General features: G+C 62.6%; 11 protein-coding genes. 3 read left to right on the top strand and 8 right to left on the bottom strand.

Translation table 11 applies throughout. The features are described 5' to 3' along the window. Positions 1-46: 46 nt before the first annotated feature. From AC1RTB_RS20700 to AC1RTB_RS20675, 6 genes are all read right to left on the bottom strand, one after another. Positions 47-1,069 (bottom strand): putative 2-aminoethylphosphonate ABC transporter substrate-binding protein, encoded by a 1,023-nt coding sequence (locus AC1RTB_RS20700; protein WP_492879277.1) that lies wholly within the window; start codon positions 1,067-1,069, stop codon positions 47-49. 228 nt (positions 1,070-1,297) lie between these two features. Continuing rightward, a complete protein-coding gene (locus AC1RTB_RS20695) occupies positions 1,298-2,134 on the bottom strand; it encodes an EamA family transporter (protein WP_492879275.1) in 837 nt (278 codons plus the stop codon). A 136-nt stretch (positions 2,135-2,270) separates the two neighbouring features. Next, complete coding sequence (gene phnY / locus AC1RTB_RS20690) at positions 2,271-3,728, bottom strand: phosphonoacetaldehyde dehydrogenase (protein ID WP_492879273.1); 1,458 nt, start codon at positions 3,726-3,728, stop codon at positions 2,271-2,273. Positions 3,729-3,967: 239 nt separating this feature from the next. After that, positions 3,968-5,224 (bottom strand): phosphonoacetate hydrolase, encoded by a 1,257-nt coding sequence (gene phnA, locus AC1RTB_RS20685; protein ID WP_492879271.1) that lies wholly within the window; start codon positions 5,222-5,224, stop codon positions 3,968-3,970. Between the two features lie 27 nt (positions 5,225-5,251). Beyond that, positions 5,252-6,454, bottom strand: a complete 1,203-nt coding sequence (locus AC1RTB_RS20680) for a 2-aminoethylphosphonate--pyruvate transaminase (RefSeq protein ID WP_492879270.1) — start codon at positions 6,452-6,454, stop codon at positions 5,252-5,254. A gap of 130 nt (positions 6,455-6,584) precedes the next feature. After that, positions 6,585-8,252, bottom strand: coding sequence for a Na/Pi cotransporter family protein (locus tag AC1RTB_RS20675; protein WP_492879268.1), 1,668 nt, complete (start codon positions 8,250-8,252; stop codon positions 6,585-6,587). Between the two features lie 319 nt (positions 8,253-8,571). Between AC1RTB_RS20675 and AC1RTB_RS20670 the strand changes: the two genes are divergently transcribed. Both AC1RTB_RS20670 and AC1RTB_RS20665 read left to right on the top strand, forming a co-directional pair. Beyond that, positions 8,572-9,441: a LysR substrate-binding domain-containing protein gene (locus AC1RTB_RS20670; protein ID WP_492879266.1), complete on the top strand. Its 870-nt coding sequence runs from the start codon at positions 8,572-8,574 to the stop codon at positions 9,439-9,441. A 255-nt stretch (positions 9,442-9,696) separates the two neighbouring features. Next, on the top strand, positions 9,697-10,353 hold the full coding sequence (locus tag AC1RTB_RS20665) for a TerC family protein (protein ID WP_492879264.1): 657 nt from the start codon (positions 9,697-9,699) through the stop codon (positions 10,351-10,353). Positions 10,354-10,822: 469 nt separating this feature from the next. On the opposite strand, the gene AC1RTB_RS20660 is transcribed toward AC1RTB_RS20665, so the two are convergent. Further along, the gene (locus tag AC1RTB_RS20660; protein ID WP_492879262.1) at positions 10,823-11,206 is read right to left on the bottom strand and encodes a YciI family protein; all 384 of its coding nucleotides are present in this window, start codon (positions 11,204-11,206) and stop codon (positions 10,823-10,825) included. A gap of 131 nt (positions 11,207-11,337) precedes the next feature. Beyond that, the gene (locus AC1RTB_RS20655; RefSeq protein ID WP_492879260.1) at positions 11,338-12,249 is read right to left on the bottom strand and encodes a LysR family transcriptional regulator; all 912 of its coding nucleotides are present in this window, start codon (positions 12,247-12,249) and stop codon (positions 11,338-11,340) included. A 137-nt stretch (positions 12,250-12,386) separates the two neighbouring features. On the opposite strand from AC1RTB_RS20655, the gene gstA reads away from it, so the two are divergent. Further along, complete coding sequence (gene gstA, locus AC1RTB_RS20650) at positions 12,387-13,013, top strand: glutathione transferase GstA (protein ID WP_492879258.1); 627 nt, start codon at positions 12,387-12,389, stop codon at positions 13,011-13,013.

Genomic DNA, 13,013 nt, shown 5'->3' with positions numbered 1-13,013 from the left:
GGACGCCGCTTGTGGCGGCGCCCGGTTCAACAGGCAAAAGCCGGTGTCAGCTCTTCGGCTCGGACTTGGAGTCGTAACGCTTGGTCCATTCCTCGAGGATGGTCTTGCGGTTGTTGGCCGCCCATTCGAAGTCGTTCTTGATCATCTTTTCTTCGATGTCGGCCGGCAAATACTGGACCGGCTTGGCGACACCAGGCATGGCGACGACGGCGTAGCCGACATTGTACATCTCGTTGGCCTTCTTGGTGATCGACCAGTCGAGCAAGGTCTTGGCGGCTTCTTCGTTGGCGGTACCAGCAACGATTGCCGAGGCTTCCATGTCCCAGCCGATGCCTTCCGCGGGGATGATGATGTCGAGCGGCGCGCCTTCGGCCTTCGACTTGGCGGCACGGAACTCGAAGGAGATGCCGATCACGGTCTCACCGGCCGCCGCCATCTTGCAGGGCTTCGAGCCGGAATGTGTGTAGCTGGCGACGTTCTGGTGCAGGCCATCCATGTAGGACCAGCCCTCCTTCTCGCCGAACAGTTGCAGCCAGCTCGACACGTCGAGGAAGCCGGTGCCCGACGATGCCGGATTGGGCATCACGACATGGCCCTTGTATTCGGGTTTGGCCAGGTCCTTCCAGCTCTTGGGGGCGGTCAGGCCGAGCTTCTGGCCTTCAACGGTGTTGAAGCAGATCGAGGCTGCCCAGGCGTCCATGCCGACCCAGCTTGGCGGGGTGTCCTTGTCGATGAAATTGGGCTTGAGCTGCTCCACGCCCTTCGGGGCATAGGCTTCGAGCATGCCCTGGCTCTTCAGCACCAGAAGCGAGGTTGCTGCCAGACCCCAGATCACGTCGGCCTGCGGATTGTCCTTCTCGGCGAGCAGCTTGGCGGTGATGACACCGGTGGAGTCGCGGATGAAGTTGAGCTTGATGTCGGGATGGTCCTGGCTGAAGGACTCGGCGTAGCGCTTGAGGTCTTCCGCTTCGATCGCCGTATAGACGGTGAGCTGCGTCTCCGCCCATGCCGCCGATGACATCATCATGGTGGCAAATGCGGCGAGCACGAAGGATTTCTTCTGGTTCATTGATATCTGGCTCCCATTTGAATCGCTTGGTCACGTTCTGATTGGGAGAGGTCTGAACAGGGATGCGCGTGCTGCAAATGCCCCGATTACGCCTCGTCCAAGGCTGATAGTGGGAACGAGGGGTCAATAAGTAAAATCTATTCTTTTTATGATACTGTAGGCTCAGCTTATGAGCGGCACAGATGTGCGACAGGTATGTGACGGCGTTGTTTCAAGCCGGTGAAACGATCAGGAAAAGGCGAGCGCGATGACGCCGCAGGCGACAATGACCGCCGAGACGATGCGCGCCGGCCAGGGCCGTTCGCCGAAGATGAACAGGCCGATCAGTGCCGCGATGATGACGCTCGATTCCCTGACCGCCGACACCGCGCCGAGCGGTGCGATTGTCTTGGCGTAGATGACCAGGCCATAGGCGGTGACAGCACCCAGCCCGCCGATCAGCCCCAGCCCGACGGTGCGGAGATCGATGGTGTGGGTGGCGCCGCGCCGGCGAAACAGCACGAACAATGTCACTGGAAATTCGAGCAGGAACAGCCAGCCCATATAGCCGAACGGGCTGTCGGACAGGCGCACGCCGATACCGTCGACGACCGAATAAGAAGCGATCAGAACGCCGTTGATCGCTGCGGCGGCCACCGCGCGCGGATCGGCATTCGCGGCCCCGCGCTGGAAAGCAAGGAAACCGATGCCGAATGTGATCGCCGCGAGCCCGACCCAGCCCAGTGGCGGCAGCGTTTCGCCGATCATCACATAGGCGCCGAAGGCGACAAGTGCGGGGGCCAGTCCACGCGCGATGGGATAGACCTGGCTGAGGTCGCCGAACCGGTAGGACTGGAACAAGAAGACGTAGTAGCCGAAGTGGATGACTGTCGACAAGAAGATGTAGATCCAGCTTTCCATCGACGGCGACGGCGCGGACAAGACCAGCACCGTGCCAAGCGTGGCGTGGGTGGCGGAGACGGCGGCAAGCACGACGGCGCGGTCGGTTGCCGCCTTGACGACGGCATTCCAGCTTGCGTGCAGGAATGCCGCGACCAGCACGATGGTAAGCGCGAAACCAGACATGCGATCAGGCTTTTATGCGGGAGAGGGGCGCGCCAGTCGTCGGCTGCGCCAAGGCATTCATCAAGTGCATTTCCCCTCCAGACGCGAATGAGGGAGCGCGAGCGCTCCCTCATCGAGGCTTATGCGATTTGCCGGCTCAAGACCATGGCAGCGAGAATGTCTTGACGTTGGTAAAGCTCTTCATCGCCTCGATGACGCCTTCCTTGTAGCCGTTGCCGGAATCCTTGATCCCGCCAAATGGCGACATTTCGATGCGATATCCCGGGACTTCCCAGATATTAACCGTGCCGACCTGAAGGCCGGCGATGTATTTTTGCATGCGGCTGAAATCGTTGGTGCAGACACCAGACGACAGGCCGAAGGCGGTCGAGTTGGACAGCGCGATCAGCGCATCGTCATTGTCGGGCGCGCGCACGATCGGGATGATCGGACCGAACGTCTCTTCCATGACGAGCTCGGAGGTGTGCGGCACGCGGTCGACAACGATCGGCGGCAACAGCGCGCCTTTGCGGCCCGGATCATAAAGCACTTCGGCCCCTTGCTCGGCGGCCATGTAGACGCGCTTTTCAAACAGCGCTGCGGCCTTCTCGTGTACCACGGTGCCGAGGTCGGTGTTGCGGTCCATCGGGTCGCCGAATTTGAGTTTCTTGGCGCGTTCGAGCACCATCGGCACGAAACGGTCGGCGACGCTTTCCTGGCACAGGATGCGCTTGACCGCGGTGCAGCGCTGGCCCGAGTTCTTGGTGGCGCCGGCAACGGCGAGATCGGCCGCCTTGGCGAGATCGTCGTCCGACAGGTCGTTGAGGATGATCAGCGGGTCATTGCCGCCGAGCTCCAGCACCTGGCGCTTGTAGCCGGCTGTGCGGGCGATCATCTTGCCGACCGGCACACCACCGGTGAAGGTGATCAGCTCGATGTTCTCGTTGGTGATCATCTCGGCGCCGATGTCGGCCGGCATGCCCGTCACCACCGACAGCATCTCCGGCGGCAGGCCGGCCTCATAGAGGATGTCGGCGAGGATCAGCGCCGTCATCGGCGTCAGCTCGGTCGGCTTGACCACCACGCAATTGTTGGTGGCAATCGCCGGCGCCACCTTGTGCGAAACCATGTTGAGCGGATGGTTGAAGGGCGTGATCGCCGAGATCGCCCTAAGCGGCTCGCGCGTGGTGAAGATCTTCCGCGCCTTGCCGTGCGGGGTCAGGTCGCAGGAGAAGATCTGGCCGTCATCCTGGATGCACATCTGCGCCGACAGCGTGAACACGTCATAGGCGCGGCCAACCTCGTAGAGGGAGTCGGCTTTCGAAATGCCGAGCTCCAGCGTGATGATGTCGGAGATCTCCTCCTTGCGCGCGGCAAGTGCTTCGGCGGTGCGAAACAGGATCTGCTGACGCTCGTAGCGCGTCAGCTTCGGCTTGTAGTTGGCGGCGATGTCGAAGGCCTGGCGCGCATGCTCGGCACGCCCCGCCGGCACCGTGCCGATCACCGCATTGGTGTAGGGGTAATGGACGTTGACGACGCCATCGGCATCGACCTTGCGTCCGGCGATGCGCATGGGCTCATGGCGCACCTTTATCGACGTTTCGATCTTGGTCATTGGGTCTGCTCCAGCAGGTCGGCGGGCACGGTGGCACAAAAAACAATCGACCCCCACTCCGGCCCTTCGGGCCACCTCTCCCCCGTTCGACGGGGGAGAGGAACTTCGTCTGCTATCTCGGCGCCAGCCTCTGCTCGACAACATGTCGGGCAATGCAAGTCCAGCGCCTTTCCTTTCCCCCGTCGAACGGGGGAGAGGTGCCGAGCGTAGCGAGGCGGAGTGGGGGGCGACATAAGGGCTCAGGCCAGCGCCGCCGCCATGGTGGCATAATAGAACGCATCGAAGTTGCGCAGCACCGGTTCGTTCGGCAGGGACGGCAGCTTGCGGTTGACGATGAACGGCACCGCCTGCTCGGTCAGGCCGCCATGCGAACGCAGCGGCTCGTTGAGTGCTGCCAGATCATGGCGATGCTCGCTGGTGCCGATTGTCTTGTTTTCCGTCGAGACCAACACGATGTCGCCGATGCGGTCGCTCGGCAGTTCGAAGCGCGCGCTGGCGGTGGCATTGTCGATGACCACGTCGATGCCTTCGATGGCGGCCAGGCGCTTCATGATGGCGGCCTGGTCGGCACCCTCGGGCAGGTAGGCGGTGGCAAACGAGCCAAGCGCGCCGTGGTGGACGACATAAGGGTCGGTGATCGGCAAGATGACGCGTGCGGCGTCCTTGCCCAGCCACTCGTCGAGCAGGTCCTGGACATAGACAACGTCAGGGGTGCCGTCGGCCTTGTGCTTGGGCTTCATGCCATGGTCGGCGGTGATGACGATGGCCGCACCGAGCGCATCGAGCTCGCCGAGATATTTGTCGAACATCTCGTAGAAGGCATTGGCCTGCGGCACGCCGGGCGCATATTTGTGCTGCACGTAGTCGGTGGTGGTCAGGTACATCACGTCAGGCTTGAATTCCTTGAGCAGCTTGACGCCGGCGGCAAAGACGAACTCCGACAGCTCTGCCGAATAGACCTCCGGCACCGGCTTGCCGAGCCAGGCGGATGCATTGTCGATGCCGTGCTCGGCCTTGGTCGAGACATCGGACTTTTCCGACGAGAAGCAGATCGCACGACCCTCATCGAACTTCAGGCCGCTGCCGAGAAGGGCGCGCAGCTTGTCCTTGGCGGTGACCACGGCAACGCGGGCGCCGGCGTCGTAGAAGGCCTGGAAGACGGTCGGCGCGCGCAGGAAGCGCGGGTCGTTCATCATCACTTCCTTGCCGGTCTCGCGTTCGTAGAGGTAGTTGCCGCAGATGCCATGCACTGCCGGCGGGCGGCCGGTGGCGATCGACAGATTGTTGGGGTTGGTGAAGCTCGGGATGACGCTATGCGCTGTGCGCTCGGTGCCCTTGGCGCGGATCTTCACCAGCGAGGGCATCAGGCCCGCCTTGATCGCCTCGTCGAGATAGGCCGGCTCGCAGCCGTCGAGGCAGATCGCAATCGCCGGCACGCGTGGCCATTCGTAGGTGCGGCCGTTGGCGCTGACATTGATCGTGGTCATCTTGTTCATGGGGAGGGTCCTTTGAAATCTTTGCAATCAGGCGGCGAGCTTGGCGCGCTCGGCGATGGCGGCGGCGGGAGGAGCCGCAGTGTCGACGCCCATCTCACTGAGCGACTGGCCTGCTGCCTCGACCACCTTGCGCATGACATGCTCGTCCATCCGCCCGATGCAGCCGACGCGGAAGCTGTCCACCACAGTCAGCTTGCCCGGATAGATGATGAAGCCCTTTTCCTTCATCAGCTCATAGAAGCGGTCGAAGGAAAAGTTCGGATGGGCCGGGTTGAAGAAGGTGACGATGATCGGCGACAGCCAGCGATCCTTGAGCAGGGTTTCGAAGCCCAGTTCGCGCATGCCTGATACCATCACGTCACGGTTTCTGACGTAGCGCGCGCCGCGACCGGCAACACCGCCCTCGACCTCATGCTGGCGCAGCGCTTCGAGGAAGGCGGCGACCACATGCGTTGGCGGCGTGTAGCGCCACTGGCCGGTCTTGTTCATGTGCGCCCACTGGGCATGCACGTCGAGGCTGAGCGAATGGCTGCGGCCCTTGGCTGCCTCAAGCTCGCTCTTGCGGGCGATGATGAAGCCGAAACCGGGCACGCCTTCGATGCACTTGTTGGCCGACGACACCATCGCCTCGTAGCGGATCTCGCTGACGTTGAGCGGGATGGCGCCGAACGCGCTCATCGAGTCGACAAGGAACTTGCGGCCCTTGGCATAGACCGTCTCGGAAATCTCGGCGACCGGGTTGAGGATGCCGGAGCTGGTCTCGCAATGAACGAGGATGACGTGGGTGATGGCAGGGTCGGCGTCGAGCGCAGCAGCCACTTCGTCGCCGCGCGGCGGCATGTAGTCGCCTTTGTCGATTGCCACACAGTCGCGGCCGAGATAGCCGAGCGTCTGGACGATGCGCTGGCCATAGGCGCCGTTGACCAGCACCAGCGCCTTGCCGTCGCGCGGTATGAAGGAGCCGAGCATCGCCTCGACGGCGAAGCTGCCGCTGCCTTGCATCGGCACGCAGTCGAACTCGCTGTTTCCGTCGCCGAGCATGGCCAGAAGACGCTGGCGCATCTCCGCCGTCATGGCCCGGAAGTCGCCGTCCCATGAGCCCCAGTCGCGCAGCATCGCCTGCTTGACCGCATAGGAGGTGGTCAGCGGACCGGGCGTCAGCAGATAGGGCTCGCCGAGCGCTGGTGCCGGGAAGGGGGCTTGAGCCGCAAGCTTGTATTCGGACAGCATTTCTTTCTCCTCGCCGTCTTCAGATGTCTGGTTCGGCTTCACATTGCTGGCCGGCAATCCATATGTAAAATCGTTATTTTGTATTCATTCATAAGCTGAAACGATGATGGCTATATGACGGGCAATTCCGTCACGCGATCTTGGCAAGCCGGCTTTCCAGCAGGTCGCCGCTCTGGGTCAGGATCGGGTACGCGACCGAGACAAGAAGCGAGTTGAACTCCTTGAGCGCCCGCACCGCTTCGAGGTGGATGTCGCTGGTCTCGATGCTTTGCGGCGAGCCAGATTGCAGCCGGAGCAGATGCCGCTCGTGGCTTTCGCGTTCGAGTTTGCGCATGCGCTCCTTTTCGACCACCAGCTGGCGCGCGGCATCGAGGTCGCCCGACACCAGCACGTTCATGGCGATCTGCATGTTGGCCAGCACCCGATCATGCAGCGCCGTCAGTTCGCCCCAGCCTTCCCTGGAAAAACTCAGCCGCTTGTCGTTCTTCTCCTGCGCCAGCACCAGAAGGTTCTTGGCGATGATATCGCCGGCATGTTCGAGATTGATGGCAAGGTCGGTCAGCTCGATGCCGCGCCGCGCCTCTTGCTGGGTCATCGTCCCTCTGTTGACCTCGGCGATATAGAGTTTGATGTCGGTGTGAGCGCGATTGACCTCCTCGTCGAGCTTGCGCACCTGCTCGACGCGCGTACGGTCGCCGGAATCGAAAAGATCCATCACCGGGCGCAGCATGATCTCCACCACCTCGGCCATGCGCAGTACCTCGCGGGTGGCGCTGGCGAGCGCCACGCTCGGCATCTTGATCACCGTACGGTCGAGGGCGCTGACCCGCCGCGACATCAGGTCGAAGCTTTCCGCGCCTGCCGGCGCATCGGGCAGGATCAGCGCCACCAACCGCTCCATCGGCCCGGTGAAGGGCAGGCACAACACCAGCAGCGCCAGGTTGAAGGCAAGGTGCATGTTGACCACCTGCCGGGCCGCACTGGCGCCGAACCAGGCCAATGGGATCTCTGTCGCCTGCATGGCAACGAGGATCGCGATTGCTGCCGTTGCACGGAAAATCAGATTGCCGACCGGGATACGCCTGGCATCAATCGCCTGGCCGCGCGTCAGTCCGACCGCGACAAGCCCGGCGCCAAGATTGACGCCGAGGATCATCGGCAGCGCCACCTCGGCCGGCAGCACGCCTTGGGCCGCCATCGACATGAACAGCAGCACCGAAGCGACGCTGGAATGGATCAGCCATGTGAACAGTGCTGCCGCACCAAAAGCCGTCACGGGATCGCCGCGCAGATAGTCGATGGCCATCGGCAGCAACGCGCTGTGGCGCATCGGTGCCGTCGCCTCTCCGACCATCCGCAGCGAGATCAGGATGAAGGCGATGCCAAGCAAGGTGCGCCCGGTCTGCTTGACGATGCGCGCCTCGAATTTGAGGAACATGGTGGCGCCGAAAAACAACAACAGCGGCACCAGCCAGCTCAGGTCGAAGGACAGCGCCTGAACGACAAGTGCCGAGCCGACATCGGCGCCGAGCATGACGGCAAGTCCGCCCGATACGGTCAAGACACCAGTGGCGGCGAAGCCTGCGGCAAGCACGGCAACCGCGGTTGCGCTCTGGAGCAGGATGGCAAGCACCGTGCCGGCCGTGGCCGCCTTCAGTCGTCCCTTGGTGGCGCCACGCAATGCCTCGCGCAGCACCGCGCCATGGGCGCGTTCGACGCCAGTGCGGACCATGCGCACCGCCCACAGGAGCAGCATGATGGCCCCGGCCAGTTGCAGCAGGATGAACATGAAATGCATGGCCGCGAGCCTCCGATTGCAAGCGCGCAGCTGTGGCGCTTGCTCTATCCTTGGCGGTTTTGAATATAAATCAAATCGTTAGATTCGATAATTGTATTGGCTCAGTTTATTGGTATTGTCGCTGTGTCGATGGGTATTACCCCCACCCCTAACCCCCTCCCCACAAGGGGAGGGGGACTTCTTGCCATCCCGCGCCGCTAAACGTTGATCGGTTTGGCAGGGTCGGCGGCGAAGTCATTCCCCTCCCTCTTGTGGGGAGGGGTTAGGTGTCGGGGTACTTTCAGCTAGCGGTGGGCGATACCCACGTCAGGGAGCAAACATGCGCTACGTTCAGCTTCGAGCCTTCCATTATGTCGCTGTTTGCGGCGGTTTTTCGCGCGCCGCCGAGACGCTGTTTCTCACCCAGCCGGCGATATCCGACCAGGTGCGCAAGCTTGAGGAAGAATACGACGTCCTGCTCTTCAACCGCCACAAGAAGCAGGTGACGCCGACGGTTGCCGGCCAGCAATTGCTTGAGATCACCCGCCGCATGTTCGACACCGAACAGCAGGCACTGGAGCTGCTCTCTGAATCCCGCGCGCTGCGCTCGGGCACGCTGCGCATTGTCGCCGACGCTGCCCACCATCTGCTGCACATTCTGGGCCAGTTTCGCCAAAAGTATCCCGGCATCCAGGTGTCGGTTCGCGCCGGCAACACCGAGACCGTCATCTCCAGCCTCTACAGCTACGAGGCCGACATCGGCGTGCTCGGCGAAATCCCCACCGGCCGCGATTTCGAGGTGGTGAACCTCAACTCGACGCCGATCATCGCCTTCGTCTCCACCGACCACCCGCTGGCGTCGGCCAAATCGCTGTCGCTGCACGAATTGTCGTTGCTGCCGCTGGTCATGCGCGAGCGTGGCTCGAAGACCCGCGCCAAGCTGGAAGACCTGGCCATCAAGGAAGGCTTTGAGTTCAAGCCGGCGATCGAGGCGGAGGGCCGTGAGGCCGTGCGCGAGATCGTGGCGTCAGGTGCTGGTGTGGGCTTCGTCTCGGCCGCCGAGTTCGGCCAGGATGCGCGGTTGGTGCGGATCCCGATCGACGCGCCCGAAATGCTGATGGACGAGGCGCTGATCTGCCTCAAGGAGCGCAGCGGCGGCAAGCTGGTGCGGGTGTTTTTGGATATCGCAAGGTCGATGGCGTCTGGGTGAGGGGATTGTGCTCGGATGGCGCTTCGGCAGCACATTCAGTCTTGAATTTCTCGCCTCGGTCGATTACCAAACCGTCACCAGGCCGGGCCCCTCTGGCAGTCAATAATGGCTGTGATGTCGGACTGGAATTTCAATCCGGCGGCCTGGCTTTGACGTTCCTTACTCCTTGACAGCACTTGACGAGTTTCGCGCGGGTTCCGCGCGAGGCAGAGCATGTGCGAGCCACGCCGCCCTAGCGACAGCAAAGGGTGCCGCATGACAGAACTATTCACTCCCGAAGCCTTATCGGCTCTGCTCCAGGTCATCATGATCGACCTGGTCCTGGCGGGCGACAACGCCATCGTTATCGGTCTCGCCGCGGCGGGCCTGCCAAAAGATCAACGCGCCAAGGCGATCCTTATCGGCATCATCGCCGCAACGGTTCTGCGCATCGGCTTTGCCGCGGCAACGACACAGCTCCTTCAGATCGTCGGCCTGTTGCTTGCCGGCGGTGTGCTGCTGCTTTGGGTGTGCTGGAAGATGTGGCGCGAACTCCGCCACAGCCATGCCGAAGAGACCCAGGCCATGGAAGCGCTGTCCGAACAGGACATCGACAAGGACGGCAAGGTTGCCGGTGCCGCACCGCGCAAGACCTTCGCCCAGGCAGCCTGGCAGATCGTCATCGCCGACGTGTCGATGTCGCTCGACAACGTGCTGGCCGTTGCTGGTGCTGCGCGCGACCATCCCAACGTGCTGGTCTTCGGCTTGATCCTGTCGATCGCGCTGATGGGTATTGCCGCGAGCTTCATCGCCAGCCTGCTCCAGAAGCATCGCTGGATCGCCTATGTCGGCCTGGTGATCATCCTCTACGTCGCTGGCGAAATGATCTATCGCGGCGCTCTCGAAGTCATGCCCTATCTCAGAGGCGCCTGAGACGGGCCCATGCATGCCGGAGCGACATTGCTCCGGCATGCAGCCTTCGACACCTACCAAGCCACCGCTCGCCCCAAGAGATTCCTCTAGTGTGAAACTATTTTTCATGCTATGAATAGTCAGTCTTCGGATTTGATCGGCACAACGACCGCATCCGAGCATTCGCAGAACCAATCAACCGAACCGCGAGCTGAAGTGGCCAACGCTTCAGACAGGTCGTTATTGACCGGCGATAGCTATGAAAACGGCTTCGACCCTATTGCAGCTTCTGGCACTGAGCGCATGTCTCGTGGCTCGGCTGCTTTGCGCTGGTGAGCTTCAAATGCCAGGCGTGCGCCGGGCCATGCAGACGATTGCGGTGCCGGGCAACCGGCGATCACCGAGTGCCTTGGTCAAGCAAAACCTGCATACGTCAGCGCCGTAGCGCCTGAACAGGCAATGGCGAACAGTTCAGATGGCGAAAGCTTCGCTAGTTGTCGTCCCGCGCCGCCATTGCGACACCTGGGAGATAGAGCGAGATCGGCCGGATCTCGTACACTGCAGTCGGGTTGGCAGAGCGCAGTTCGCGTGCTGCTGCGACAGCTGCGTCGATCGTTGGATAGTCCACGACGTAGAAACCGAGCAATTGCTCCTTGGTCTCGGCAAAGGGACCGTCGGTGACAATGCCAAGCCCTTTCCCCCTCAAGGTCACAGCATTTTCCGTTGCCCCCAGGCGCGCGGCCGGACCCAGGCGCTTTTCCCGGACAAGCCGATCGTTGATCTCCAGCAAATCCGTCATCAGGGCCGCATCCTCCTCATCGGTCCAGGATTCGACCACTCCCTCGGCGTGATACGCCAGGATAGCGTACAACATGGCTGCCTCTCCCTTGCCAGTGCATCTCTCGATTTCAGCGTCGAACCATTATTCAGGTTCGATTGCAGTCGAGCAAGCCTGTGTGATTTTCGGCGTCAATTGCCACACCAGCCCCAACCCACGGCCGCCGATCAGCCGCAGCGCCTGCCTTCAAACAGATCGCGTTCACGAGCGAGGCCGTCGCCGACGACATCGAAGAACGCGCGGACCCGCGCGGTGCCTTTCAGGTCGGAATGGGTGACGATCCACAATTCGCCGGCAAGCTCGGGCAACGGCTCGGCGATGGCACGGACGAGACCGGGCTCGCCGTCGCCGAGATAGCAGGGCAAAAGCGCCATGCCGATGCCGGCCCGGGCCGCGACCGCCTGGTTGACCAGGCTGTTGGTGCGGTAGACGAAGCCACCGGCAGGCACCGCGCGATCGAGCCAGTCTGCGGCCATGATGCCGCCAGCCGTCTCCTCCCAGCCAATCAGCACATGATGGCCAAGATTGCCAGGCCCTTCGATCAGCCCGCCATTGGCATCGAGATAGGCGGGGGAGGCAAAGAGGGTCCAGGCGACGCCGGCAAGCTTGCGGCCCCAGAGATCGCCCTCCTTGGGCCGGATCGGCCGCAGTGCCACGTCGGCCTCGCGGCGCGACAGGGAGAGCACGCGGTTTTCGATTGCCAATTCGACGACGATGCCCGGATGCGCCCGCCGGAAGGCGGCGAGATGCCCGGTCAGCCTGGAGTAGGCCAGCGTTTCAGATGAGGTGATGCGCAGCCGTCCGGACAGGCGGCCATCGGCGCCGGCAATGTCACGGGCGAGCGCCAGCGCCTCGTCTTCCATGCGCTCGGCGGCAGCGGCCATGCGTTCGCCCGGAGGCGTCAGCTGATAGACGCCGCCGGGCAGGCGCTCGAAAACACGCACGGCAAGCCGCTGTTCCAGCGCGTTGAGCCGGCGAAACACCGTGGAATGGTCGATGCCAAGCGCTGCGGCTGCCACCGTCAGGGTACCAGCGCGGGCGACGGACAGCACCAGCCTGAGTTCGTTCCAGTCTTCCATGCGAGCTTTCTAGCATGGCTACAGCTTGCAGTCATGCAAGTACGACTGGCGAAAACCCAATGAGCGTTGCGAATGCGCAACGCCTAGATTGATCCCTGGAAGCAACGACCACACGGTCGAACCCAAGAGGACAGATCATGAAACTCTACTACGCCACCGGCACCTGCTCGCTCTCGCCACACATCGTGGCGCTCGAAGCCGGCATCGCGCTCGACATCGAGCGTGTCGACATCTTCAAGCAGCCGCATGTCACCGGCGCCGGGCGCGACTTCACCAAGGTGAACCCGAACAGCTATGTGCCCGTCCTCGAACTCGACGACGGTTCGCTCCTGACCGAGGGCGCCGCCATCGTCCAGTATCTCGCCGACCTCAAGCCGGAAGCGAGGCTAGCGCCGGCGGCCGGTACGCGCGAACGCTATCAGCTGCAGTCATGGCTCAACTTCGTCGCGACCGAACTGCACAAGATGTACAGCCCATGGCTGTTTCATCCCGAGTACGGCGCCCAGGCGCAGGAAGTGGCGCGCGGCAAGATCGCCCAGCGCCTTACCTATGTCGAAAGCCATCTCACGACTTCCGGCCCATTCCTGATGGGCGAGACCTTCACCGCCGCCGATGCCTATCTGTTCACCATCGTCGGCTGGTCGGCTTTCGCCAAGGTCGATCTTTCGGCCTTCCCACGGCTGTGCGCCTACATGGACCGCATCGGTGCGCGGCCGAAGGTGCGCCAGGCGATGTTGGCCGAAGGCATGAAGCTCGCGGCCTGA

This window comes from Aminobacter sp. GW821-FHT11F06, assembly GCF_058808215.1.
Note: the sequence above shows the minus strand (reverse complement) of the source record. Positions and strands in the feature narration are given on the sequence as shown.